Source organism: Streptomyces sp. NPDC111744, assembly GCF_055634995.1.
This window is the reverse complement of the sequence record NZ_JBVKCG010000015.1, coordinates 105,795-128,762: the sequence shown is the minus strand read 5'-3', so window position 1 is coordinate 128,762 and position 22,968 is coordinate 105,795. Positions and strand designations below refer to the sequence as shown.

At 72.5% G+C, this 22,968-nt stretch carries 24 protein-coding genes; 9 read left to right on the top strand and 15 right to left on the bottom strand.

The window, feature by feature from the left end:
* Window positions 1–5 precede the first annotated feature (5 nt).
* Entirely contained in the window at window positions 6–1,241 is a 1,236-nt protein-coding gene (locus tag ACZ7OO_RS29280; protein ID WP_471509218.1) for a cytochrome P450, read from the top strand.
* Window positions 1,242–1,248: 7 nt separating this feature from the next.
* Here the strand turns inward: ACZ7OO_RS29280 and ACZ7OO_RS29275 are convergent, their stop codons facing one another.
* Both ACZ7OO_RS29275 and ACZ7OO_RS29270 read right to left on the bottom strand, forming a co-directional pair.
* Window positions 1,249–1,764 carry an immunity 21 family protein gene (locus ACZ7OO_RS29275; protein WP_471509216.1) on the bottom strand — a complete coding sequence of 172 codons (516 nt, stop codon included), beginning with the start codon at window positions 1,762–1,764 and terminating at the stop codon, window positions 1,249–1,251.
* A 48-nt stretch (window positions 1,765–1,812) separates the two neighbouring features.
* Window positions 1,813–2,289, bottom strand: a complete 477-nt coding sequence (locus ACZ7OO_RS29270) for a rhodanese-like domain-containing protein (RefSeq protein WP_471509214.1) — start codon at window positions 2,287–2,289, stop codon at window positions 1,813–1,815.
* 135 nt (window positions 2,290–2,424) lie between these two features.
* Between ACZ7OO_RS29270 and ACZ7OO_RS29265 the strand changes: the two genes are divergently transcribed.
* A complete protein-coding gene (locus ACZ7OO_RS29265) occupies window positions 2,425–2,871 on the top strand; it encodes an Lrp/AsnC family transcriptional regulator (protein ID WP_352222160.1) in 447 nt (148 codons plus the stop codon).
* A gap of 14 nt (window positions 2,872–2,885) precedes the next feature.
* On the opposite strand, the gene ACZ7OO_RS29260 is transcribed toward ACZ7OO_RS29265, so the two are convergent.
* The 5 genes from ACZ7OO_RS29260 to ACZ7OO_RS29240 form a co-directional block, all read right to left on the bottom strand.
* Window positions 2,886–5,876 carry an AAA family ATPase gene (locus ACZ7OO_RS29260; RefSeq protein WP_471509212.1) on the bottom strand — a complete coding sequence of 997 codons (2,991 nt, stop codon included), beginning with the start codon at window positions 5,874–5,876 and terminating at the stop codon, window positions 2,886–2,888.
* Between the two features lie 34 nt (window positions 5,877–5,910).
* Window positions 5,911–7,074: an exonuclease SbcCD subunit D gene (locus ACZ7OO_RS29255; RefSeq protein WP_471509210.1), complete on the bottom strand. Its 1,164-nt coding sequence runs from the start codon at window positions 7,072–7,074 to the stop codon at window positions 5,911–5,913.
* 107 nt (window positions 7,075–7,181) lie between these two features.
* Window positions 7,182–7,808, bottom strand: coding sequence for a YigZ family protein (locus tag ACZ7OO_RS29250; RefSeq protein ID WP_471509209.1), 627 nt, complete (start codon window positions 7,806–7,808; stop codon window positions 7,182–7,184).
* A gap of 47 nt (window positions 7,809–7,855) precedes the next feature.
* Window positions 7,856–8,398 (bottom strand): SixA phosphatase family protein, encoded by a 543-nt coding sequence (locus ACZ7OO_RS29245; protein WP_471509207.1) that lies wholly within the window; start codon window positions 8,396–8,398, stop codon window positions 7,856–7,858.
* A complete protein-coding gene (locus ACZ7OO_RS29240) occupies window positions 8,395–9,126 on the bottom strand; it encodes a hypothetical protein (protein ID WP_471509205.1) in 732 nt (243 codons plus the stop codon). The genes ACZ7OO_RS29245 and ACZ7OO_RS29240 overlap by 4 nt, the downstream gene beginning before the upstream one ends.
* A gap of 207 nt (window positions 9,127–9,333) precedes the next feature.
* On the opposite strand from ACZ7OO_RS29240, the gene ACZ7OO_RS29235 reads away from it, so the two are divergent.
* The 3 genes from ACZ7OO_RS29235 to ACZ7OO_RS29225 all read left to right on the top strand — a co-directional run bounded on the left by ACZ7OO_RS29235 (window position 9,334) and on the right by ACZ7OO_RS29225 (window position 12,907).
* Complete coding sequence (locus ACZ7OO_RS29235) at window positions 9,334–9,747, top strand: CoA-binding protein (RefSeq protein WP_471509204.1); 414 nt, start codon at window positions 9,334–9,336, stop codon at window positions 9,745–9,747.
* 231 nt (window positions 9,748–9,978) lie between these two features.
* Window positions 9,979–11,616 carry an APC family permease gene (locus ACZ7OO_RS29230; protein ID WP_471509202.1) on the top strand — a complete coding sequence of 546 codons (1,638 nt, stop codon included), beginning with the start codon at window positions 9,979–9,981 and terminating at the stop codon, window positions 11,614–11,616.
* Window positions 11,617–11,698: 82 nt separating this feature from the next.
* Window positions 11,699–12,907 carry a 4-hydroxybenzoate 3-monooxygenase gene (locus ACZ7OO_RS29225; protein WP_471509200.1) on the top strand — a complete coding sequence of 403 codons (1,209 nt, stop codon included), beginning with the start codon at window positions 11,699–11,701 and terminating at the stop codon, window positions 12,905–12,907.
* 3 nt (window positions 12,908–12,910) lie between these two features.
* On the opposite strand, the gene ACZ7OO_RS29220 is transcribed toward ACZ7OO_RS29225, so the two are convergent.
* The gene (locus ACZ7OO_RS29220) at window positions 12,911–13,315 is read right to left on the bottom strand and encodes an ArsR/SmtB family transcription factor (RefSeq protein WP_471509198.1); all 405 of its coding nucleotides are present in this window, start codon (window positions 13,313–13,315) and stop codon (window positions 12,911–12,913) included.
* 68 nt (window positions 13,316–13,383) lie between these two features.
* On the opposite strand from ACZ7OO_RS29220, the gene ACZ7OO_RS29215 reads away from it, so the two are divergent.
* Window positions 13,384–14,454, top strand: a complete 1,071-nt coding sequence (locus ACZ7OO_RS29215) for a cation diffusion facilitator family transporter (RefSeq protein ID WP_471509197.1) — start codon at window positions 13,384–13,386, stop codon at window positions 14,452–14,454.
* Here the strand turns inward: ACZ7OO_RS29215 and ACZ7OO_RS29210 are convergent.
* Together ACZ7OO_RS29210 and ACZ7OO_RS29205 are read right to left on the bottom strand one after the other, a co-directional pair.
* A complete protein-coding gene (locus ACZ7OO_RS29210) occupies window positions 14,451–15,005 on the bottom strand; it encodes a YbaK/EbsC family protein (protein ID WP_471509195.1) in 555 nt (184 codons plus the stop codon). The genes ACZ7OO_RS29215 and ACZ7OO_RS29210 overlap by 4 nt on opposite strands.
* Before the next feature lie 32 nt (window positions 15,006–15,037).
* A complete protein-coding gene (locus tag ACZ7OO_RS29205) occupies window positions 15,038–15,610 on the bottom strand; it encodes a helix-turn-helix domain-containing protein (protein ID WP_471509194.1) in 573 nt (190 codons plus the stop codon).
* 115 nt (window positions 15,611–15,725) lie between these two features.
* Here ACZ7OO_RS29205 and ACZ7OO_RS29200 point away from each other — a divergent pair, with 115 nt between their 5' ends.
* Window positions 15,726–16,583 carry an EamA family transporter gene (locus ACZ7OO_RS29200; RefSeq protein ID WP_471509192.1) on the top strand — a complete coding sequence of 286 codons (858 nt, stop codon included), beginning with the start codon at window positions 15,726–15,728 and terminating at the stop codon, window positions 16,581–16,583.
* A 1-nt stretch (window position 16,584) separates the two neighbouring features.
* On the opposite strand, the gene ACZ7OO_RS29195 is transcribed toward ACZ7OO_RS29200, so the two are convergent.
* Window positions 16,585–17,349, bottom strand: coding sequence for an acyltransferase (locus ACZ7OO_RS29195; protein WP_471509190.1), 765 nt, complete (start codon window positions 17,347–17,349; stop codon window positions 16,585–16,587).
* Between the two features lie 110 nt (window positions 17,350–17,459).
* Here ACZ7OO_RS29195 and ACZ7OO_RS29190 point away from each other — a divergent pair, with 110 nt between their 5' ends.
* Window positions 17,460–17,987 (top strand): gamma carbonic anhydrase family protein, encoded by a 528-nt coding sequence (locus ACZ7OO_RS29190; RefSeq protein ID WP_471509188.1) that lies wholly within the window; start codon window positions 17,460–17,462, stop codon window positions 17,985–17,987.
* 66 nt (window positions 17,988–18,053) lie between these two features.
* Here ACZ7OO_RS29190 and ACZ7OO_RS29185 read toward each other — a convergent pair whose 3' ends face one another.
* Entirely contained in the window at window positions 18,054–18,698 is a 645-nt protein-coding gene (locus tag ACZ7OO_RS29185; protein WP_471509186.1) for a DedA family protein, read from the bottom strand.
* A 234-nt stretch (window positions 18,699–18,932) separates the two neighbouring features.
* On the opposite strand from ACZ7OO_RS29185, the gene ACZ7OO_RS29180 reads away from it, so the two are divergent.
* Window positions 18,933–19,922: a lysylphosphatidylglycerol synthase transmembrane domain-containing protein gene (locus ACZ7OO_RS29180; RefSeq protein ID WP_471509184.1), complete on the top strand. Its 990-nt coding sequence runs from the start codon at window positions 18,933–18,935 to the stop codon at window positions 19,920–19,922.
* A gap of 2 nt (window positions 19,923–19,924) precedes the next feature.
* Here ACZ7OO_RS29180 and ACZ7OO_RS29175 read toward each other — a convergent pair whose 3' ends face one another.
* The 3 genes from ACZ7OO_RS29175 to ACZ7OO_RS29165 are packed head-to-tail and all read right to left on the bottom strand — an operon-like array spanning window position 19,925 to window position 22,966.
* Complete coding sequence (locus ACZ7OO_RS29175; protein WP_471509182.1) at window positions 19,925–20,980, bottom strand: class I SAM-dependent methyltransferase; 1,056 nt, start codon at window positions 20,978–20,980, stop codon at window positions 19,925–19,927.
* Window positions 20,964–22,154: a glycosyltransferase gene (locus ACZ7OO_RS29170; RefSeq protein ID WP_471509180.1), complete on the bottom strand. Its 1,191-nt coding sequence runs from the start codon at window positions 22,152–22,154 to the stop codon at window positions 20,964–20,966. The genes ACZ7OO_RS29175 and ACZ7OO_RS29170 overlap by 17 nt, the downstream gene beginning before the upstream one ends.
* Entirely contained in the window at window positions 22,151–22,966 is an 816-nt protein-coding gene (locus ACZ7OO_RS29165; RefSeq protein ID WP_471509178.1) for an alpha/beta fold hydrolase, read from the bottom strand. The genes ACZ7OO_RS29170 and ACZ7OO_RS29165 overlap by 4 nt, the downstream gene beginning before the upstream one ends.
* Window positions 22,967–22,968 lie beyond the last annotated feature (2 nt).

The window sequence follows — 22,968 nt, the reverse complement described above, 5'->3', positions numbered from 1 at the left end:
CTCTCATGACGCAAGCCTCGTTGGTGCGCCAGATCACCGACTTCGCCAACCGCGCCAACCCGTACCCGCTGTACGAGGAGCTCCGCAAGACTCCGGTGCTGCACGAGGAGGAGGGCGGCCCGTACGTCTTCAGCTCGTACTACGACATCGAGGCGCTGCTCCACGACCCGCGGATCAGCTCCGACGCCGCCAATCTCGCGGCGGCGAGTACCGACGAACGCTCCCAGGCGGAGCAGACCGGCCTGCCGCCCTCCTTCCTGCGGCTCGATCCGCCGGAGCACGACCGGCTGCGGCGGATCACCAACAGCGGCTTCGGCCCGCCCCACCGGCCACACCGGATCAACGAACTGCTCCCGGAGATGGAGCGGGTCGTCACCGAACTGATCGACGGCTTCGGGGACGCCCGGCAGATCGACCTCGTCGACCGGTTCGCCTACCCCTTCCCCGTAACAGTCATCTGCCGGCTGCTCGGGGTGCCGCGCGACGACGAACCGCGCTTCCGCGCCTGGGTGGACCCGCTCGTCGCGAACCTCGACCCGGACACCACCAAGAACGCGGACACCTCGTTCTCGAAGGCCGCGCAGGAGGCCCGGATGCAGCTCGGCATGTATCTGGCCGGGCTGGTGGAGGAGCGCCAGAAGGAACCCCGCGAAGACCTGCTGTCCGACCTGGTCAACAGCCATGGACCGGACGGGCCGATGACGATGATGGAGGTGCTCAGCACCTCGGTCCTGCTGCTGATCGCCGGTCACGAGACGACCGTGAACCTGATCACCAACGGCATGCTCACCCTGCTGCGCAACCCGGACGTCCTCCAGCGGCTGCGCGAGGAACCGGGTCTGGCCCCGAACCTCGTGGAGGAGCTGCTGCGCTTCGAGCCGCCGGTGCAGATGGTGCCGCAGCGCACCTGCATCACGGACATCGAGGTGCGCGGGGTCACCATTCCCAAGGGCTCGCGCATCTGGCTGATGCTGGCGGCCGGCAACCGGGACCCCGAGCGGTTCCACGACCCCGAGCGCTTCGACCCGGACCGCCCGGACGTCCGGCACCTGGGCTTCGGCAGTGGCATCCACAGCTGTTTCGGCGCCCCGATGGCCCGCCTGGAAACCCAGCTCGCGCTGACCCAGCTGGCCCGCCGGCTCGACAATCCTCGGCTGGTCGAGGACCCGCCGCCCTACCGTCCCAACGCGGTACTGCGCGGCCCTCGCCACCTCAACATCGCCGTCGACGGCGTGAAGTGACGCCCAGTCAGGATTCGACCCGACGCAACTGCACCAGTCCCAGCCAGGTTTCCGGGCCGGGCCTGGTGTAGGCGGCGCGCACCTCGTAGGTGCCGGGCTCCAGCGGGACCCGCAGATGGTCCCCGCCCTCGGCCTCGTCGCCCGGCCATGCCGAGTCGAACAGGACGACGGGGCCGGGGACCTGCCAGTGGATCTCGTTCTCCCACACGGCGCTGTCGAGCGCGGCGGGGACCTGGGCCAGGAGTTCGTCCTCGGAGTTGGCGGCGGACCAGCGTACGAAGGTGCCGTGGTCCGGCAGGAAGGACGTCGAGGCGGGTTCGTCGCCGAGGACCAGGGCCGCGCTGTCCCCGACCGGGAGCAGTCCGACATAGCCGTCGACCTCGCAGGCCCGGTCGTAGTCGGTGGCCAGCTCCTCGCTGTCGGCTCCGGCCCAGAACGGCAGGACCGTCTCCGGGACCGCCACCAGCGGGCCGCCGCCCGACTCCACCCACTCCACCGCGCCTGAATCCGCATAACGAGTCATGGGGGTGAACCTACACGTACAGCGACGGCACAAGTTCGCCCCCGGGAATCAGCAACCGCAGTCGCCCTCGACGGGTGCGGTCAGCGGGTCCGGAGCCCGGTGCGCCCGGCCCTGCCAGGTCTCGAACTCGAAGCCCTCACGCACCCAGTACTCGAACCCGCCGAGCATCTCCTTGACCCGGTAGCCGAGTTCGGCCAGCGCGAGGGCGGCACGGGTCGCGCCGTTGCAGCCGGGACCCCAGCAGTACGTCACCACGGGCACGTCGCGGTCGAGGAGCCGGGCCGCATGCTCGGGGATGAGCGCGGTCGGCAGGTGGACGGCGCCGGGGATGTGGCCCTGGTCCCAGGACTCGGTGGAGCGGGAGTCCAGGACGACGAACCCGGGGTCGCCGTCCGCGGCGAGGGCGGCGGCCACGTCGGAGACGTCGGCGTGGAAGACGAGGCTCGCCCGGAAGTGGGCGGCGGCCTCGGCGGGTGCGGCGGGAGCGACGCGCAGGACGGGGTTGTCGGTGGTGGTGACGGTCATGTCGGGCCTTTCGCCGGCCGCCGGTGTCGGCGGTTCTCCATGACCGGAAATCTACGGCCGGTGACCGACCGCCCTGAAGGTACGATCCCCGGCCGCGACCTTGTCCGGCCGGGGATTCCCTGTTATCCATCCCCCATGACCGTGTTTTCCCCGGACGCCACCGACTGGCGCATCCTCGATGTCCTCCAGCGCGAGGGCCGGGCCAGCTTCGCCGAGCTGGCGCGTGCCGTCGCGATGTCCCCGAGCGCGGTGACCGAGCGGGTGCGCCGGCTCGAGGAGGCGGGCGTGATCCAGGGGTACGCGGCGGTGGTCGACCCGGAGCGGCTGGGGCTGCCGGTCCTCGCCTTCGTCCGGCTGCGCTACCCGAACGGCAACTACAAGCCGTTCCACGACCTGGTCGCCGCCACGCCCGAGATCCTGGAGGCGCATCACGTCACGGGCGACGACTGCTTCGTCATCAAGGTCACCGCCCGCTCGATGCGCCACCTGGAGGAGATCTCCGGCAAGATCGGCACCCTGGGCTCGGTGACGACGAGCGTCGTCTACTCCTCGCCCCTCCCCCGCCGGGCAATCGGCACCTAGAGCACCTGGAGCACCTAGACCCCGCGCTGCCGCAGCGCCGAGCCGGATCTGCCCTTCGCCACCTCCAGCTGGGCGTGGATGCGGCGGCGCAGGTCGGCGACATGGCTGACGATGCCCACGCTGCGGTCGCGTTCGCGCAGGGAGTCGAGGACGTCGAGGACCTCGTCCAGGGTCTGGTCGTCGAGGCTGCCGAAGCCCTCGTCGATGAAGAGGGTGTCGAGCCGGATTCCGCCGGCCTCGTCGGTGACCACGTCCGCGAGGCCGAGGGCGAGCGCGAGGGAGGCGAAGAAGGTCTCGCCGCCGGACAGGGTGGCGGTGTCCCGCTCCCGTCCGGTCCAGGCGTCGACGACATGCAGCCCGAGGCCGCTGCGGCCGCGGCCGGTGCGGTCGTCGGAGTGGACCAGGGTGTAGCGGCCGGAGGACATGCGGTGCAGGCGTACGGTCGCGGCGGCGGCGACCTGTTCCAGGCGCGCGGCCAGGACGTACGACTCCAGCCGCATCCGGCGCTCGTTGTCGGCGGAGGTGCCCGCGGTGAGGGCGGCGAGCCGGGCGACCCGCTCGTACTCCTCGCGCAGCGGCCCGAGCCGGCGTACGCCTTCGGTCGCGCGGGCGGACAGCCGGTCGAGTTCGGCGCAGCAGCGGGCGGCCCGGTCGCGGGCGGAGGCGGCGTCGCGCAGGCGCTGGGCCGCCGTGGCGGCGTCGCGTTCGGCCGTGTCGAGGTCGGCGGGCGGCTGCTGGGCGGCGGCCGCGGTGTCGGTCTCCGCCAGCACCGCGCGCACCGCCGCCTCCTCTGACTGCCACTCGTCCAGGCGCCGTTGGAGTTGGCGGTGGGCGTTGTCGTCGAGGAGGGCGGCGGCCGCGTCCTGAGGGGTGTCGAAGCCGGCCCGGTAGGCGGCGTCGGCGAGCCGTGCGTCGGCGTCCTTCAGATGCCGGGCGGCGTCGTCGGCGGCGCGTGCGGTGTCGGCGGCGTCGGTGAGCAGTGCCACCTGCCGCTCCAGCTGTGTGGCGCGGGCGGCGACACTGACCGCGCCGTCCCTGGCCTTGACCAGCTCCTCCTCCAGGGAGGCCTGTTCGGCGTCGAGGCCCTCACGCCGGGTCAGCCTGGTGGCGGCCCGGACCTCGGCCTGCTGCCGGCCTGCCAGCCGGCGCTCGCGCTCCTGCTCGGCGAGCCGCAGCTCCTCGTGCGCCGCGTGCAGGGCGGAGGCACTTCGCCGGAGCCGCGCGTACTCCTGCTCCAACTCGTCCACCTGGGCGGCGAGTTGACTGGTGGGCGTGTCGGCCGCCTCGGCGGTGGCGGCGGCCAGTGCCTCGCGGACGGTGCCGAGGTGCCGCTCGTCCTGGGCGCGCTGTTCGTCGGCGCGCTGGTAGTCGGCGAGCGCGCGCTCCTCCGCCTCCCGGTCGACGTGTCCCGCGAACTTCCGCGCGGGCGCCGGGTGTTCGGTGGAGCCGCAGACCGCGCAGGGCTCGCCGTCGGTGAGATCGGCGGCCAGCTCGGCGGCGATGCCGTTCAGCCGCTGTTCCTTGAGGTCGAGCCAGTGGGCCCGCGCGTCGACGGCCTGTCGCGCGGAGGCCAGGGCCCTGCGCTGTGCCTCGTCGGTGTCCCGGCCCAGCTCGTCCCGCAGCCGCGCCGCCTCCAGCCGCCGGCGGGCGGGCTCCCGCTGTACGGCGAGCTGCTCGGCGCGGGTCGCGGCCTCCTGGGCGGAGTCGATACGGGTCTGCAGCCCCGCGCGCACGGCGTCCCAGTCGGCGAGCCAGCCCTCGGCCTCGCGCAGGGCGTCCTGGTCGTCCCGCTCCTGCCGGTCCAGCCGCCCGCACTCGTCGACGACCTCGGCGAGCCGTCGCGCGGCCCGGCGCGCGGACTCCAGCCCGCCCAGCTCCTCGGCGGCCCGGCGGGCAGCGGTGGCGAGCCCTGCCGCACCGGCTCCCGCGAAGGTCTCCGGCAGCGGCCCGCGTGCCCGTGCCTCGGCGGCGGCCGCCCTGCGGTGCCCGGCCTCGGCGGCCTCCCGCAGCTCCAGCGCCGGCGCCACCGCCGCCGCCTGCCGCCCCCGCTCCATCCGCGCCTGCGCCTCGTCCCGGTCCCCGGCCCGCTCCTCCAGCCGTACGGCCCGCTCCCTGGCCTCGGCGAAACGGCCCTGCAACCGCGCCAGTTCGCGTACGTCGGCCAGCGCACGGTCGGCGGCGAACTGGGCGGACTCGGCCGCGGTGAGGCGGCACTGGGCGACGGTGAGGCGCTCGCGCGCGGTGCTGCGGGCGACGGCGGCGGCGGTGAGGACGGCCTCGGCGAGACCGGGCTCGCCCGGGGCCAGCTCCGGCAGCTCCATCGCCTCGCCGGCTTCCTGCTGCATGCGGTGTGCGTCGGCCAGCAGCGCGGAGTCGCCGTCACGCACCCGGGCTTCGGTCGCCTTCCGGCGCTCGGCGAGGCGTTTCTCGACGTCGGCGAAGCGCTGGGTGTCGAAGAGGCGGCCGAGCAGCTGACCGCGGGCGCCTGCGTCGGCGCGCAGGAAGCGGGCGAAGTCGCCCTGGGGCAGCAGGACGACCTGGCAGAACTGCTCGCGGCTCATGCCGAGCAGCCGGCTGATCTCCTCGCCGATCTCCTGGTGCGAGCGGCTGAGGTCCTTCCAGGCGCCGCCTGTCGTGTCGTACTCGCGCAGCCAGGTCTGGGGCTTGTCCAGGGTCGTCCCGGAGCCGCGTCTCTTGGGGCGCTCCCAGGGCGGCTGCCGGGTGACCTCCAACCTGCGTCCGCCGGCGGTGAGTTCGAGGCGGACCTCGGTGCGGGTTGCCGGGTCGGCGTGGTCGCTGCGCAGGGTGAGGCCCTGGCCGCTCTGGCGGGCACCGGGGACGGTGCCGTAGAGCGCGTAGCAGACCGCGTCCAGGACGGAGGTCTTTCCGGCGCCGGTCGGGCCGTGCAGGAGGAAGAGTCCGGCGGCGGAGAGTGCGTCGAAGTCGACGCTCTGGGTGCCGCCGAAGGGGCCGAAGGCGGTGATGTCGAGCCGGTGGAGCCTCACTGGGCGGCCTCCGTGTTCCGTCGCGCGTACGTCCTCACCGCGCCACCTCCCGCACCGCGGCGTCCGCGCGCACGGCGTCGAACGCCTCGCCCAGCACGGTCAGTTCCCGCTGGTCGGGGCCCGCGCCGCGGACATGGGCGACGAAGTCCTCGGCGATCTGGCGGTCGGTGCGGCCGGCCAGGCGGCGGGCGTAGGTCACGTCGGGGTCGTCCGGGGCGCGGTCGGGGGCGAAGACCAGGCTGAGGGTGTGCGGGAAGCGGTCGGTGAGGCGGGCCATCGGGTCGGCGGGGCGGGCCGGGTCGGTGAGGGTCGCCTCGATCCAGGCCTCCTCGTGCCGTGTCAGGGCGGGGTCGGCGAGCAGGTCTTGAAGCGTGCCGCGGATGCGGGCCAGCGGCCGCGGGACCGGGCAGTCGAGGCGCTCGGCGGTGACGGTGCCGTCGGCGGCCAGGTCGACGAGCCACATGCTCTTGCGGTGGTCGGCCTCGGAGAAGGAGTACGCCAGCGGGGATCCGGCGTAGCGCACGCGCTCGGTGATGGTCTGGCAGCCGTGCAGATGGCCCAGCGCGACATAGTCGACGCCGTCGAAGACCCCGGCCGGGACGGCGGCCACCCCGCCGACGGTGATGTCCCGCTCGCTGTCGCTGGCCTCGCCGCCGGTGACGAACGCGTGCGCGAGGACGACGGAACGCGTGCCGGGCGCCCGTGCTGCGAGGTCGGCACGGACCCGGTCCATGGCGGCGGCCAGCACCGGCTCGTGCCCGGCCTTCTCCACGGCGAACTCGTCCCTCACCAGGGCGGGTTCGAGATACGGCAGGCCGTAGAAGGCGACGTCGCCGAAGGCGTCGGGGAGGACGACGGGTGTGCCGCAGGCCGACGGTTCGGTGCGCAGATGGATGCCCGCGCGGTCGATGAGGCCGGCCCCCACGCCGAGCCGGCGGGCCGAGTCGTGGTTGCCGGAGATCATCACCGTGGGCACGCCGAGGTCGGCGAGCCGGTGCAGGGCGTCGTCGAACAGCTCGACCGCGGCCAGCGGCGGGACCGCGCGGTCGTACACGTCTCCCGACACGACCACGGCGTCGACGGCGTGCTCACGCACGGTCGCCACGAGGTGGCCGATGAACTCGGCCTGGGCGCCGAGCATGTTCACCCGGTGGAACGCCCGGCCGAGGTGCCAGTCGGAAGTGTGCAGGAGTCTCATGATCCCCGAGGTTAACGGCCGGGTCTGACATCACGGACGGTTACTCCCGTATCAGCCCGTCATGAGCCGAATGAAATACGGGGGTTATTTCCGTTTGGTTCGGATCGTCACGCGTCTCCGTAGGCCTCGCCGCCCAGTTCGAGGCTCGCGGTGCCCGCGGTGGCGTCGGCGAGCCAGGCGCGGAACGTGTCGACGTCGGCGTCCGGCAATCCGATCTCGAGGGTGACCGCCTCGCCGTAGCGGACGTCCCGGACCTCGCGGCCGCTGGCGCGCAGGTCGTTCTGGACCTTGCCGGCGCGCTGGTGGTCGACGGTCACCGTGGCCAGCCGGAAACGGCGGCGGGTGATCGCGCCGAGAGTGTCGAGGGCCTCGCCGACCGCGCCGCCGTACGCGCGGATGAGGCCGCCGGCGCCGAGCTTGACCCCGCCGTAGTAGCGGGTGACGACGGCGACGACGTAGCGCATGTCCCGGCGCAGCAGCATCTGGAGCATGGGGACGCCTGCGGTGCCGCCCGGTTCACCGTCGTCGCTCGCCTTCTGCGTGGAGGCGTCGGCGCCGATGACGTAGGCCCAGCAGTTGTGCGAGGCGTCGGCGTGCTCCTTGCGGACGCGCGCGACGAAGTCCTGGGCCTCCTGCTCGGTGGCCGCCGGGGCGAGGGCGCACAGGAAACGGGAGCGGTTGACCTCGGTCTCATGGGTGCCCGCGCGGGCGACTGTGCGGTACTCGTCCTGCATCCGCCCAGCCTATGCGGACCCGCGAGGCCGTCCGGCCCGAGGCGGGACTACTCCTTCCCGCCCCGCGGCACCCTCACCTCCGTCAGCAGTGCCGTCCCCGGGCCCAGCGCCGCCCACCCCGCCCCGTGCCAGGCCAGGACGGCGATCGCCGACGTCGGGAACTTCTTCCGCACCTGCTCCAGGGTGTCGTCCAGGCCGTCCCCCGCCAGTTCCAGGACCAGTTCCTCCAGTCCCGGGTTGTGCCCGACCAGCAGCAGCGTCTCCACCTCGGCCGGGACCTCGCGCACGACCTCCAGGAGATCGGGTACGTCGGCCGCGTACACCCGCCGGTCGTGGCGGACCGGCGGTGGTGTCCCCCACTGGCCGGAGGCCAGGTCCCAGGTCTGCCGGGCGCGTACCGCGGTGGAGCAGATCGCGAGGTCGGGCAGGCAGTCGGACTCGGCGAGGGCGCGGCCGGCGGCGGGGGCGTCGCGGCGGCCGCGGGCCGCGAGCGGGCGCAGGTGGTCGGGTACGCCCTCGGGCCAGGCCGACTTCGCGTGCCGCAGGACGACCAGGCGGCGCAGCGGCCCCGCGCCCACCCGGGCCATCACGCGGCGCTCCCGATGTCGCGGGTGAGGTCGAGGGCGAGCAGCCGGTCGGCGTAGGCGCAGGTCTCGAAGCGGGCACCGTCGGGGATCTCGGGCTGGTTCTCCATCCAGCGCAGGACGCCGAGCACCCCGGGCACGTCGAGGTCGTCCTCCCAGGCGTCCCGCAGCCGCCCTCGCACCTTCTCGGGCACCGGCCGGGAGGGGCTGCGCGACCACTGGGCCACGGCCTGCCTCAGTCGCCCGAGCCGCCGCCCTGCCGCGTCGAGGGCACCGGCGCCGAGGTGTACGGCCGTGCCGCGCGGGGCGTCGAGAAGGGCGAGCCGGAGTGCGGCGGGGTCGGCCAGCGCGTTGAGGACACCGGCGTCGGGGCCGCCGGCGGGGGCCACGGTGACGGTCACCCCGGCGCCGGGCACGGTCACGCCGTCCGCCGCCACGTGGACGACCTGCGCCTCACCCAGTCCCGACGCGAGGTCGCGGCCGTCCTCGAAGGGGCGGATGCCGAGGATGGTGGCGGCGGCGTGCAGCTCGGCCTGGTGGTGGTCGGCGGTGAGCAGGGGCAGGACCGGGGTGCCGCCGATCTCCAGGGCGCGAAGGAGCAGGTCGGTGGTGAGCAGGACCCGCAGCGCCGTCAGGTCGTACCCGGAGGCATGGGCCTCGACCCGGGTCAGGGCGCGGCGGGCGGGGGCGGCGGGGACGGTGTCACCGGTCTTGGCGTCGAGGATGCGCAGCACGGGCTGAGCGTAGGCGGGTGGAAGGCCGTATGCAGGCACCTTGCACCGATTCCGGTCACCGTGGCGGGACATGCGGGACATGGGACACCTTCTGCCGCGAAGACTGTTCCGACGGTACTGCGCGGCTCCGGCCCAGGCCAGGGAATCAGGGTCCGGGCGGACGCTGTTGGTCACGACGGATGTTCCCCCGAGCCGAGGAGGCCGACGGTGTACGGCGACGAAGCGACGATCCGCAGAATCCTGACCGAGAAGGGTGACACCTGGGCGGTGGTCGGCCTGTCATCCAACCGGGGGCGCGCGGCGTACGGAGTGGCACAGGTGCTGCAGCGGTTCGGCAAGCGGGTCGTGCCGGTCCACCCCAAGGCGGAGACGGTGCACGGGGAGCAGGGCTACGCCTCGCTCGCGGACATCCCCTTCGACGTCGACGTGGTGGACGTCTTCGTCAACAGCGAACTGGCCGGTGCCGTCGCGGACGAGGCGGTGGCCAAGGGCGCGAAGGCGGTGTGGTTCCAGCTTGGGGTGGTCGACGAGGCGGCGTACGAGCGGGTGCGGGCCGCGGGTGCGGACATGGTCATGGACCGCTGCCCGGCCATCGAAATTCCCCGCCTGGCCCGGGACTGAGCGCTGGATTTGAGGAAGATCTGAGCTTGCCTGCCTCACCCTCTTCTCACTTGTCGCAGCTGAATACGGACATTCCGTTACCCTCACTGACCTGTGCAAAAGCTCTGGCCAAGACAGGAAAGATCGAGGGTCAAATCTTTGGCAACACTCTTCTCCGATTGCGGCACGCACCCTTAGCTTGTGCCCTCTTGCTCGTTAAATCTGCGTTCAGAAACTGAGAGGCCACTTGACATGGTGAGCGTCGAGAAAACCGCGACGGAGGACAACACACCTTCGGGCGGTCTGAGGCGGGACGTCGGGCTGATCGGCCTGATGTGGGCCTCTGTGGGCTCGATCATCGGCTCCGGATGGCTGTACGGCGCGCACGACGCGGTGATGCAGGCCGGCCCCTCGGCGATCATCTCGTGGGTGATCGGCGCGGTCGCGATCGTGCTGCTGGCACTGGTGCACGCCGAGCTCGGCGGCATGTTCCCGGTGGCGGGCGGTACGGCCCGCTACCCGCACTACGCGTTCGGCGGCCTGGCCGGCATGTCCTTCGGCTGGTTCTCCTGGCTCCAGGCGGCGACGGTGGCGCCGATCGAGGTCGAGGCCATGATCGGCTATGCCGGTCACTGGTCATGGGCACAGCACTTCCAGCACGCCGACAAGACCCTGACGGCCAGCGGCCTGCTGGTGGCGATCGTGCTGATGGCGGTCTTCGTCGGCGTGAACTTCTTCGGCGTGCGGGTGCTGGCGCACACCAACAGCGCCGCGACCTGGTGGAAGATCGCCGTGCCGCTGGCCGCGATCTTCATCATCGCGATCGGCAACTTCCACCCCGCCAACTTCCACTCGGAGGGCTTCGCGCCGTTCGGCGCCAAGGGCGTGCTCGCCGCAATCAGCACCAGCGGCATCATCTTCGCCCTGCTCGGCTTCGAGCAGGCCATCCAGCTGGCGGGCGAGAGCCGCAACCCGAAGAAGGACCTGCCGCGTGCCACGCTCGGCTCGGTCGCGATCGGTGCTGTCATCTACGTCCTGCTCCAGGTCGTGTTCATCGGCGCGCTGTCGCACAGCTCCTTCGCGCACGGCTGGGCCCACCTGGCATACGAGGGCGACAGCGGTCCGTGGGCCGGCGTCGCCACCATGGTGGGCCTCGGCTGGCTGGCCTGGGTCCTCTACCTGGACGCGATCATCTCCCCCGGCGGCACCGGCCTGATCTACACCACCGCCACCTCCCGCGTCTCGTACGGCCTGGCAAAGAACGGCTACGCGCCGAAGATCTTCACCAGGACCGACGCGCGCGGTGTGCCGTGGTTCGGGCTCGTCATGTCCTTCGTGACCGGCGTGATCTGCTTCCTGCCGTTCCCGAGCTGGCACCAGCTGGTCGGCTTCATCACCTCCGCGAGCGTGCTGATGTACGCGGGCGCGCCGCTGGCGTACGGCGTCTTCGCCGACAAGCTGCCGGGCCATGAGCGCCCGTACCGGCTGCCCGGCGGCAAGCTGGTCTCGCCGGTGGCGTTCGTGGTGGCCAACCTGATCATCTACTGGGCCGGCTGGGGCACCCTTTGGCGGCTCGGCCTGGCGATCGTCCTCGGCTATCTGCTGCTCGGCAGCTACGCCTGGTACGCCCACAGCAAGAACCTGCCCGACGCGCCCCGGCTGGACTTCAAGGCCGCGCAATGGCTGCCCGTCTACCTTGTGGGCATGGGCCTGATCTCCTGGCAGGGCGGCTTCGGCGGTCAGGGGAACCTCCCGCTGTGGTGGGACATCGTCGTCATCGCCGCCTTCTCGATGGTCATCTACTACTGGGCCAAGGCAACTTCGTCCCCGGCCGAGGACATCGAGCGCAGCATCGACGAGGTCGTGGTCACCGACGCCCCGGCGCACTGACCCCACCCGACGCCCATGTCGCGCGTCCCGTCAGCCACGGCGGCCCTGCCGTGGCTGACGGGACACCGTCATAATGCGGGGGGTGATCCCCAACTCCCCCTCTGAAGAACGCCGTACGGTCGTCGTCATCGGTGCCGGACCCGCCGGACTGACCGTCGGAAACATCCTGCGGGCCGCCGCCGTCGACTGTGTGGTCCTGGAGACCGAGAGCAGACAGTTCATCGAGACCCGGCCCAGGGCCGGGGTCATCGAGGAAGGGGCGGTGCGCGGCCTCGAGCAGCGCGGTCTGGCCGACACCCTGCTGGCCCGGGCGCAGGTGCACGGCGAGTGCGAGTTCCGCTTCGCCGGTGAGCGCTTCAGGTTCGACTACAGCGAGCTGACGGGCCATCATCACTACGTTTATCCGCAGCCGTTGCTGGTGACGGACCTGGTGCGGGAGTACGCCGACGTCCGCGGCGGGGACATCAGGTTCGGGGTGCGGGACGTCACGCTGCACGACCTGGGGACGGACCGGCCCGCTGTGTCCTATCTCGACCCCGCGACCGGCGAACGGCACGTCCTGCACTGCGAGTTCGTCGCGGGCTGCGACGGGGCGCGCGGGGTGACCCGGGACGCGATACCGGACGGACGGGTGCGGGTCTCGCGGCAGGACTACGGCATCGGCTGGCTGGCGCTGCTCGCCGAGGCGCCGCCGTCCTCGGACTGTGTCCTGTTCGGCGTCCATCCCAACGGTTTCGCCGGGCACATGGCGCGCAGCCCCGAGGTCACCCGCTACTACCTGCAGTGCCCGCCGGGCCACGACCCGGAGACCTGGTCGCACGACCGGATCTGGGCCGAACTGCGCGAACGGCTCGGCGCGGCCGGGGCGCCGCCGCTCAACGAGGGGCGGCTGATCGAGAAGCGCGTGCTGGACATGCACAACTACGTGGTCGAACCCCTGGTGTTCGGCCGCCTCTTCCTGGCCGGCGACGCCGGGCACCTGACCGCGCCGATCGCCGCGAAGGGCATGAACCTCGCCCTGCACGACGCCTTCCTGCTGGGCGACGCGATCGCCGCGCACGTCACCAAGGGCGACGCCTCAGGCCTGGACGGCTACTCCCACGCCTGTCTGCGCCGGGTCTGGGACTACCAGGAGTTCTCCGAGTTCCTGTCCGGCATCTACCACGGCACCTCGTCCGGCGATCCGTTCCTCGCGGGCACCACGCTGGCCCGGCTGCGCAGACTGTTCACCTCACGTGCGGCGGCGACGGCCTTCGCCGAGCAGTACCTCGGTTCGGCCGCCGCCTTCTGAACGCTACGCCGGACCGTGTTGTCGACGTTGTCGACCCCCCTCTTCGGCAGGAGCTTCGACGGCGGTTTCGGTGAGCCGGTGGTCCGCCACCTTCAGCGCCTCGTCGACCAGCCGGCGCAGATGGCCGTGGCGCAGCGAGTACACCACCCGGCGTCCCTCCTTGCGTGTGCCCACCAGACCCGCGAGCCGCAGCCGGGCCAGATGCTGGCTGACGGCCGGGCGCGCGGCACCGCACACCTCCGTGAGCGTGGTGACGTCGGCCTCCCCCGCCGTCAGGGCGTGCAGCAGGGTCAGCCGGGTGCGGTCACCGAGCAGGGCGAGGAGTTCGGCGGCGAGCGCGAACTGTTCCTCGCCCGGGCTGCGCGGATGCGCATGCTGCGCAGGTGATAGGTGCATGCGTGCGCTCATACGCACATAATGGCCCTGTGGGCGTCGCATGTCCACGTCCCGAGTCCCGCACCGGAGAGGGGAGCCGCATGAGCGACCGGCACCACCACGAGCACGCGCACGTCCACGACGGTCATGGCGAGCGCGGCCACGGTCACTCCCACGCGCCGCGAGGGGGTCTCCGCCACCGCATCGGCCACCTCCTCACACCGCACTCCCACGAGACGGCCGACAAGCTCGACTCCGCTCTGGAGGCCTCGGCGCGGGGCATGCGGGCGCTCTGGGTCTCGCTGGCCGTCCTCGGGGTGACGGCGCTGGTGCAGGCGGTCGTCGTGGTCCTGTCCGGGTCCGTCGCCCTGCTCGGGGACACCGTGCACAACGCGGCCGACGCGCTGACCGCCGTACCGCTCGGCATCGCCTTCGTGCTCGGGCGCCGTGCGGCCAACCGCCGCTTCACCTACGGCTACGGGCGGGCCGAGGATCTCGCAGGGATCGCCATCGTGCTGACGATCACCGCGTCGGCCGCCTTCGCCGCGTGGACCGCGGTCGAACGACTGCTGGATCCGCGGCCTGTCGCGCACCTGCCGGCGGTCGCGGTGGCCGCGCTGGCCGGCTTCGCCGGCAACGAGTGGGTGGCCCGGTACCGGATCCGGGTGGGCCGGGAGATCGGCTCGGCGGCGCTGGTGGCCGACGGGCTGCACGCCCGTACCGACGGATTCACCTCGCTGGCCGTGCTGGTGGGGGCGGCCGGCGCGGCGCTGGGCTGGCGACTCGCCGACCCGCTGGTGGGGTTGGCGATCACCGCGGCGATCGCACTGGTGCTGCGGGACGCGGCCCGTGAGGTGTTCCGGCGGGTGATGGACGCCGTGGACCCGGGGTTGGTGGACCGGGCCGAGCGGGCGCTGCGCGAGGTGCCGGGGGTGCGGTCGGTGGGTGAGCTGCGGCTGCGGTGGATCGGGCACCGGCTGCGGGCCGAGGTCGCGGTCGTGGTCGACGGCGAGGCGACCGTACGGCAGGCGCACGCGGTCGCGGTCGCGGCGGAACACGCGCTGCTGCACGCCGTAGCCAGGCTGACGGCGGCCACGGTGCACGCCGATCCGGCACCGGCACCGGGCGAGGCGGACCCGCACCTGGCACTGGCCCACCACGCAACGCCTTAGACGCCCAGTCCCTCCAGCACGACCGCGCCCGGAAGCTGGGTGAACGCCTTGCCCGGGACAAGGAGTTTGCCGCGGCGGCGGCCGCTGCCGACCAGGACGTAGGGCAGGTCGACGACGGCCGGGTCCACCAACAGGGGCCAGTCGCGTGGGAGGCCGATCGGGGTGATGCCGCCGTACTCCATGCCGGTCTCCCCGGTCGCGGTGTCCATGGAGGCGAAGGAGGCCTTGCGGGCGCCGAGTTGACGGCGTACGACACCGTTGACGTCGACCTTGGTGGTGGACGGCGCCAGACAGGCGGCCAGCGTCGTCTCGCCGCCGCGCTTGCCCGCCACCACCACGCAGTTGGCCGACCGCTCCAGCAGCTCGTGCCCGTAGTGCTCGACGAAGACCGCGGTGTCCGCCCACCGGGGGTCGGTGTCGACGTAGATGATCTGCTCGGCGGGGACGGCGCCGCTCCAGTGGCGTACGGCGTCGGCGACCGGCGCGGTCAGCTCGTCGAGGCAGTCGGGGACGGGGACGGCGGTGGCGAAGTCTCCGATGGGTGCGCGCATGTCCGCACGCTAACAGCCGGTCGACGGAAGGCTCAGACCACCGGCGGTACGGACACCGTCATCACCATCTCCATCGGCACGTCTCCGGTGTTGCCGTACACATGGGCCGTATCGGCCTCGAAGGAGGCGCTGGCGCCCGTCGGCACGCGGTACTCGGTCCCGTCGACGGTGAGGGTCAGTTCACCGGCGGTGACATGGACGATCTCCACCGTGCCGGCCGGGTGGGGTTCCGAGGGGCTGCTCTCGCCCGGCATCAGACGCCAGTCCCACATCTCCAGCGGGCCGGGTGCCTCGGTGCCGGCGAGGAGGCGGTTGTAGCTGCCGACCTCGGTGTGCCACAGCCGTACGGCCTTGTCGCCGGGGACGATCTGGACCTTGGGGCCCTGCTCGTAGTCGAGCAGTGTGGTGATGCTGATGCCGAGCGCGTCGCCGATCTTGACGACCGTGCCGATGCTCGGGTTGGTGCGGGCCTGCTCGATCTGGATGAGCATGCCACGGCTGACCCCGGCCCGGGCCGCGAGCACGTCGAGGGTGAAGCCGCGCACCGAGCGCCAGTGCTTGACGTTGCGGGCCAGGGACTGGGTCAGCAGGTCGAGGTCCGACACGTTCCGTCCATCGTCGAGAGCATCACGGTCTAATATTATGAATGACAGAGTTCAACTAAGTGAACTACGGTGGGGTGTACCTGATCGTCCACCGAACTGTACTGCGAGGCGGGCCGTGACAGCATTCTTCGCCCTGACCACCAGTCTCCTGTGGGGACTGGCCGACTTCGGCGGCGGGCTGCTCACGCGACGCGCCCCGGCGCTCACCGTGGTCGTCGTCTCGCAGGGCATCGCGGCGGCGGTACTCGGCGTGATCGTGGTGGCCACCGGCGGCTGGAGCGAGGCCGGGCCCCGGCTCTGGTTCGCGTTCGCGGCGGGCCTGGTCGGGCCGGTCGCGCTGTTCTCCTTCTACAAGGCCCTCGCCCTGGGCCCGATGGGTGTGGTCTCCCCGCTGGCCACGCTGAGCGTCGCCGTCCCGGTCGGTGTCGGGCTGATACTCGGCGAGCGTCCGGGGCTGCTCCAGGTCGCCGGGATCGCGGTCGCCGTCACCGGGGTCGTCCTGGCGGGCGGCCCTCAACTGCGCGGCGCGCCCGTCCAGCGTCGGACGATCCTGCTCACCCTGGTCGCGGCGGGCGGCTTCGGCACGGTGTTCGCGCTGATCGCGGAGGCGTCCACCACTGTCACCGGCCTCTTCCTGGCCCTCTTCGTCCAGCGGCTGACCAGCGTGGCGACGGGCGGCGCGGCCCTGCGGCTGTCCGTGCGGCAGGGCGCGCCGGCGCTGCCGGAGGGCGGCTTCGACTGGTCCACGGTCCCGGCGCTGAGCTTCGTCGGTCTCGCCGACGTCGCCGCCAACGGCACGTACTCGGTGGCCGCCCAGCACGGCCCGGTCACCGTCGCCGCGGTGCTCGCCTCGCTCTACCCGGTGGTCACCGCGCTCGCGGCCCGCGGTTTCCTCAGCGAGCGCCTTCGGGCCCTCCAGGCGGCGGGAGCGGGGCTGGCGCTGGTGGGGACGCTGCTGCTCGCCACCGGCTGAGTCAGTTCTCGCTCTCCAGGGCGGCGAGCCGCGCCACACCCTCCTCGTCAAGCTCCGCCAGGGCGCGCAGCTGCTCCGGGGTCATGCCCTCCGGTATCGGCACCGGCGCGGGCGTGCGCAGCGGGGGCTGCCAGCCGGTCTCGGGGGTCCAGCGGCGTACGACCCGGGCGGGCGCGCCGGCCACCACGGCGTGGTCGGGCACCGTACCCCGCACCACCGCGCCGGCGGCCACCACCACGTTCCGGCCGATCCGCGCGCCCGGCAGGATCACCGCCCCGGTGCCGATCCAGCAGCCGGGGCCGATCTCCACGGGCTCCATACGCGGCCACTGTTTACCGATGGGCTGGTGCGGGTCGTCGTAGGAGTGGTTGGTGGAGGTGATGTAGACGTACGGGCCGAAGTAGCAGTCGCTGCCGATGGTGACGGTCGTGTCGGCGATCACATGGCTGCCGCGGCCCAGGACGACCCCGTCGCCTATGCGCAGGATCGGGTCCGGGCCGAGGTCGAGGTCGGGCATCAGACCCGCGGTGAGGGTGACCTGTTCGCCGACGATGCAGTGGGAGCCGAGGTGGATCCACGGGTCGCCGAAGACCGTGCCCAGCGGGAAGGCGAGGCGGGTGGCTTCGCCGATCGCGCCGAAACGGAAGCGGCCGGGGTGCTCCGCGGTGACGGAGCCCGTGCGCTGCACCCAGGCCCAGGCCGCGTGCACCGTGCGCTGGGCGAGGCGGCGGCACCAGGACGAGAACGTGTTCTTGGGCTTCGGCACGGGGTCACGGTACGCGGAGGGGGCCGCCGACAAGAGGGCGGGCTGCTGTGATCTTCACCCCAAGGGGTGAGCTAGGTTTCCGTGGACAACGATGACGACGGGAGACCGTGATGACGCGGAAAGCGCTGATCGTGGGGATCGGCGGGCGGGAGCCGAAGATCGAGGACGACGTGTTCGTGGCGCCGACCGCCTCGGTGATCGGGGACGTGACGCTGAAGGCCGGGGCGAGTGTCTGGTACGGCGCGGTGGTCCGGGGGGACGTCGAGCGGATCGTCGTGGGGGCTCAGGCGAACGTGCAGGACAACGTGACGCTGCACGCCGATCCGGGGTTTCCGGTGAGTGTGGGTGAACGGGTGTCCATCGGGCACAACGCGGTGGTGCACGGGGCGACTGTCGAGGACGACTGCCTTGTCGGGATGGGGGCGACGGTGCTGAACGGCGCCGTGATCGGCGCCGGGTCGCTGGTGGCCGCGCAGGCGTTGGTGCCGCAGGGGATGGTGGTGCCGGCGGGGTCGCTGGTGGCGGGGGTGCCGGCCAAGGTACGGCGCGAGCTGAGCGAGGAGGAACGGCAGGGGGTGACCCTTAACGGGACCTTGTATGCGGAGTTGGCCAAGGCGCATCGCGGGGTGCACGAGTAGGTTCGGGGGCGGGTGCGGCGTTGTGAGGGCTGGCGCGCAGTTCCCCGCACCCGCAAGGGGCGCGCCTCACTCCCCGGCGCCGACCGGTTCCGGTTCCTCTTGCGTCGCCTCGACCTTGCTCGCCTTGCGCTTGACGATCAGCATCGACGCCAGGCCCACCAGGACCGCCAGTGCCAGCCCAAGGTACGAGAACCTCTTCAGCCAGTCCTCCGCGACGATGCCCACGTAGTAGACCACCGCCGTCGTGCCGCCCGCCCAGCAGATGCCGCCGAGCAGGTTCGCCGTCAGGAACTTCCAGTACGGCATGTGGAGGACGCCCGCCAGCGGGCCCGCGAAGATGCGGAGGAGGGCGATGAAGCGGCCGACGAAGACCGCCCACATGCCCCACTTCTCGAAGGAGCGTTCGGCGGTGGCGACATGGCCCTCGCCGAAGTGTCTCGGAAACTTCCGGGCCAGCCAGGCCAGCAGCGGGCGGCCGCCCTTGCGGCCGATCGCGTAGCCGATGGAGTCGCCGATCACCGCACCCGCGGTGGCGCAGGCGCCGAGGACGACCGGGTTGATGCCCGAGTGCTGGGAGGAGAGCAGCGCGGCGGAGACCAGGACGATCTCGCCCGGCAGCGGGATGCCCAGGCTCTCCAGTCCGATGACCAGCGCCACCACGGCGTAGACGGCGACCGCAGGCACCGAGTCGAGCCATTCCTGGACGTGCACCGCCGGATCCTCCCCTGTCGCGTCGTCCGTACCCTTCGAAGGCTACCCGGTCGGCGGGGTACGGCCGCGCCCGCGGCACCGGCCCGCCCCCCGGCCTTCGGTTTTCGGACATCCGGGTGTCATACGGGACGGGAAGGCTCCCCAGCGGACCCGCACGCCTGCGGTCCCGCTCGCCTGCGGTCCCGCTCGCCTGCGGCTCCCCACCGCGGCCCGCCGTGGAAGGACAACGTCCCCGTGTCCTCACTGTCGTCACTGTCCTCGTCCTGCTCCGACGCGCCTGTGCGTGCCCTGCCGACGCCCTCGATGGCGGGCCGGCAGCTCCGGCTCGCCCTCTGTCTGTCCCCGCTGCTCATCGCGGCGGTCTGGGGGCTGACCAACCAGTCCCTGCTGTACGAGGGGGTCGGCCGGCTCGCTCGCGCCGAGCCCGCGTGGCTGCTGGCCGCGGGCGGTCTCACCTGCCTGACCTGGGTGGTGGCCGCCTGCATGCGGCAGGGTGCCGTGCCCGACCGGCTGCCGCCGGGGCTGCTGCTTGCCTCGCAGTTCGCCGCGGGCGCCGCCAACCACGCGCTGCCCGGCGGACTGGGCGCGCACGCCGTCACGGTGCGCTTCCTGCGCGCCCGGGGTATCGCCCTGGACCGGGCCACCGCCTCGATCGCCCTGTACTCGGTGGCCAAGTCCGGGGCGAAGACGGTCGTGCTCATCGGGTTCCTGCTCTCCTCGTCCGCCTGGCGGCGGCTGGCCGAGCTGGTCCCGGACGGCGTGGTGCTGATCCCGGTCGCCGCCGTGCTCACCCTGGTGGGCATCACGATGGCCGTCGTACGACCGCTGCGGCGGCCGATCACCGGGCTGGTGCGGTGTGCGCTCACCGATGCCCGGACGGTGCACGCCCGGCCCTCCCGGGTGCTGGCCCTGTGGGGCGGGGCCACGGCGATGCCGCTGGTCCAGGCCGGCGTGCTGGCCTGTACCGGGGAGGCGCTCGGGCTCGGGCTGTCGTGGGCGGAGGTGACCCTGGCGTATCTGGCGGCCGGCACCGCCGGCGGAGCCGTACCGGCGCCCGGCGGGATCGCGGTGGACGCGGCACTGGTGTTCACGCTGGCCGCGTTCGGCTCCCCGGTCGCGGTGGCCACCGCGACCGTGATCGGATACCGCGTCCTGACCGACTGGGTACCGCTGCTGCCGGGCGCCCTGGTGCTGTCGGCGATGATCCGCGCGAAGGTGCTCTGACCTCAGTTGCGGCGGGCGACCACGCGGTAGGCGTTGGAGACGCGCAGGCGGTGCGAGAGCGGCCGTACGGCGAACCGGTCCGCGAGTGTGCCGGCGATCAGGGCCGGGATGCCGGCCAGGAGCAGGGCGGCGCGTGCCGTCTTCCGGAGGGCGCCCGGCGGGCGGGGCAGCCAGGGGGCGTCCTCGCGCGGGGCGGTGTGGTCCAGGGCGAGCCAGACGGCGGCCAGCAGGTCGACGGGGTCGTGCGCCTCGGCGTGCTGTTCCGCGACCACCGTGAAGCCCAGCTCGGTGAGGCGGGCGCGGAGGTTGGCGACGGGGATGAAGTGCAGGTGCTGCGGCTGGAGCCAGGGCAGCCACCAGCGGCCGAGGAGCCGGGCGTAGCGGCTCTCCGGGTCGGGGACCTCGATGAGGAGGTGGCCGCCGGGGCGTACCGCCTGGTGGGCGGCGCGCAGTTCGCTGTCCGGGTCGGTGCTGTGCTCCAGGTAGTGGAACATGCTGACCACGTCGTAGCCGGCGGTGAGGTCGGGGGCCAGTTCCGGGAAGGCGCCCCGGTAGGCGCGCTCCACCCGGCCCTCGCGGGCGGCCAGCTCGACGCCGTCGGTGAAGTCGAGGCCGTCGAAGGCGGTGCCGGGCAGGACCTCGCGGGCGGCCTCGCAGAAGTGGCCGTGTCCGGTGCCGACGTCGAGCCAGTTCTTGGGGGTGGTGTCGTGCGGGAGCATGGACTCGGCGCGGCCCCGGTACATCTTGGTGCGGCCGCCGAAGGTGCCGCTCATCTTCTGTTCGCCGAGGCCGTCGTAGAAGTCGCGGTAGTAGAACTCCAGGCCGGTCCCGTTCAGGCGCGGGTTCTGGAAGGTGTGCCCGCACTCCTCGCAACGGTCCAGGGCGAAGCGGCCGGGCTTGTGCTGGAGCAGGTCGGTGGTGCGCAACCGGTTGGTCAGCCGGTCGGAGTGGCACCAGGGGCAGGTGGTGCGGCGGGGTTCGAAGAAGCGGTCGACGCCGTCGGCCAGTTCCCGCTGGTAGGCGGAGCGCAGCGCCTCGATGTCACTCTGCTTGCTCATCGGGTCTCCTGAATCGCGAGTCGACTGCCAGGTCTTCCAGGTGGGATGCGGCGACCGGTGCACCGCCCGCGGCGCGGAACGCGGCGCGGATCCGGGCCGCCGCGGTGCGCGGGCCGGGCTCGTACAGGACGGTGTCGAGGGCCTCGCCCAGCCGCTGGGAGGTGACCCTGCCGAATCTGACCCGGATGCCCGCGCCCGCGTCGACGACCTGTCCGGCGATCACCGGCTGGTCGTCGCGGATGGGGGCGACGACCAGCGGGACGCCGTGCCACAGGGCCTCGCACACGGTGTTGTGCCCGGCATGGCAGACGACCGCGTCGACCCTTTCCAGGAGCGGTAGTTGGGGCAGGGAGGGCAGGATCAGGAGGTCCTTGTCGTCGGTCGCCGGGGGCAGGGTCCCTCCGGGATCGGCCACCAACGCCTGGACCCGGTGGGCCCGTTCGCGTACGGCGGCCACGCACTCGGCCAGGAACCGTCCGCCGACGTCCGCGTTGGCGGTGCCGAGGGAGACGAGGACCCGCTCCCGGCTCGGGTCCAGCCACTCCCAGGGGAAGCCGTCGGCCACCGGCCGCTCCGAGATCGACGGGCCGACATAACTGACCGTCAACTGATCGGAGGAGCCCGCCAGTTCTGGGGTGGTGAAGGCGAGCGTCAGATGCGGTGAGAAGCGCGGGTCGGCGGTGCCCTCCGGGTCGCCGATGCGGTCCCGGAGTTCCGCCAGCCGGGTCCGGAGCCACTCGGCGACCTTGGGGATGCCGTCGTAGGCGCCGCCGAACTCGGCGGAGGTGGTCGCGGAGGTCGCCCAGGGCAGGCCGAGCCGCTCGGCCACCAGGGCGCCGGCGAAGGCCTGTTGGTCGGCGACCACGACATCGGGGCGGAAGTCGTCGACGGCCGCCCGGACGCCGGACGCCATCGCCTCCGCGAGCGGCACCAGGAACCACTCCCACAGGAACTTCAGCGCCTCCGCGCCGCGCAGGTCCGCGGGCCGTTCGCCCTCGGCCACGCCGGCGCACGGGAACACCCGTGCCTGGGGTCCCGCCAGCCGGCGCAGCAGCCCGGCGTCGGGGCAGACCCAGGCCACCCGGTGCCCACGCGCGGTGAGTTGGGACGCGACGCCGACGGCCGGGTTGATGTGCCCGACCAGGGGCGGTACGACGAAGAGGAAGCCGCTCACCGGACGCCGGCCACCCGCGCCTCGCTGACCGAGTGGATCAGCTCCATGATGTGTCCGCCGACCGTGCCGGCCGCCTCGACCAGCACGGAGTGCTCGTGTCCGGGCAGTACCACCGACCGGAAGTCCGCCAGCAGGGCCTCCTTCAGCGGGACCACCTCCACCAGGTCCGAGTCACCGCCGTACACGCCGAGGACCGGGCAGCGTACGGCGCTGATCTGCTCCTCGGTGAGGACCCGGCTGGCGGGGATGTCGCGGCCGAGGCTGGTCTCGCGGGCCAGCCGGGCCGCGCCCCTGGCCAGGCGGGCGGTGTTGTGGCCGCGGTTCGAGGTGATCCAGGCGATGGCGTCCGACTCGTTGCGGGCGAGTTCGGTGACGACCCGGTGCAGGATGCCGCCGAGCTTGTCCGCCCAGGCGGCGGTGGCGGGTTCGGACTCGATCAGGGTGAGGCTGGCGGCGCGTTCGGGGTGGCGGGCCGCGTAGCCGAAGGCGATGGTGCCGCCGTAGGAGTTGCCGACGAGATGGACCGGGCCGGTGATCGACAGCCGGTCGAGCAGGGCCTCCAGGTCGTCGATGTTGTGGTCGAGGGTGTAGCCGCCGGACGGGCGTCCGCTACGTCCGTGGCCCCGCAGGTCGTACATGACCACGTCCAGGCCGGACACGGCGAAGGCGGGCGCCACGGTGAAGTAGTAGCTGGCCAGGCTGTCGGTGAGCAGCCCGTGCACCAGGACCACGGTGGCGACCGGGGTACGGCCCTCCCCCGGCCCCATTCTCTGCACATGCAGCCGGATGTCTCCGGTGTCGACGATCGCCATGG

Bases quoted from the DNA above. Each gene is read 5' to 3' on its own strand.
- ACZ7OO_RS29280 (WP_471509218.1), top strand. From the start codon at position 6: ATGACGCAAGCCTCGTTGGTGCGCCAGATCACCGACTTCGCCAACCGC.
- ACZ7OO_RS29275 (WP_471509216.1), bottom strand. From the start codon at position 1,764: ATGACTCGTTATGCGGATTCAGGCGCGGTGGAGTGGGTGGAGTCGGGC.
- ACZ7OO_RS29270 (WP_471509214.1), bottom strand. From the start codon at position 2,289: ATGACCGTCACCACCACCGACAACCCCGTCCTGCGCGTCGCTCCCGCC.
- ACZ7OO_RS29265 (WP_352222160.1), top strand. From the start codon at position 2,425: ATGACCGTGTTTTCCCCGGACGCCACCGACTGGCGCATCCTCGATGTC.
- ACZ7OO_RS29255 (WP_471509210.1), bottom strand. From the start codon at position 7,074: ATGAGACTCCTGCACACTTCCGACTGGCACCTCGGCCGGGCGTTCCAC.
- ACZ7OO_RS29250 (WP_471509209.1), bottom strand. From the start codon at position 7,808: ATGCAGGACGAGTACCGCACAGTCGCCCGCGCGGGCACCCATGAGACC.
- ACZ7OO_RS29230 (WP_471509202.1), top strand. From the start codon at position 9,979: ATGGTGAGCGTCGAGAAAACCGCGACGGAGGACAACACACCTTCGGGC.
- ACZ7OO_RS29220 (WP_471509198.1), bottom strand. From the start codon at position 13,315: ATGAGCGCACGCATGCACCTATCACCTGCGCAGCATGCGCATCCGCGC.
- ACZ7OO_RS29215 (WP_471509197.1), top strand. From the start codon at position 13,384: ATGAGCGACCGGCACCACCACGAGCACGCGCACGTCCACGACGGTCAT.
- ACZ7OO_RS29210 (WP_471509195.1), bottom strand. From the start codon at position 15,005: ATGCGCGCACCCATCGGAGACTTCGCCACCGCCGTCCCCGTCCCCGAC.
- ACZ7OO_RS29190 (WP_471509188.1), top strand. From the start codon at position 17,460: ATGACGCGGAAAGCGCTGATCGTGGGGATCGGCGGGCGGGAGCCGAAG.
- ACZ7OO_RS29175 (WP_471509182.1), bottom strand. From the start codon at position 20,980: ATGAGCAAGCAGAGTGACATCGAGGCGCTGCGCTCCGCCTACCAGCGG.
- ACZ7OO_RS29165 (WP_471509178.1), bottom strand. From the start codon at position 22,966: ATGGCGATCGTCGACACCGGAGACATCCGGCTGCATGTGCAGAGAATG.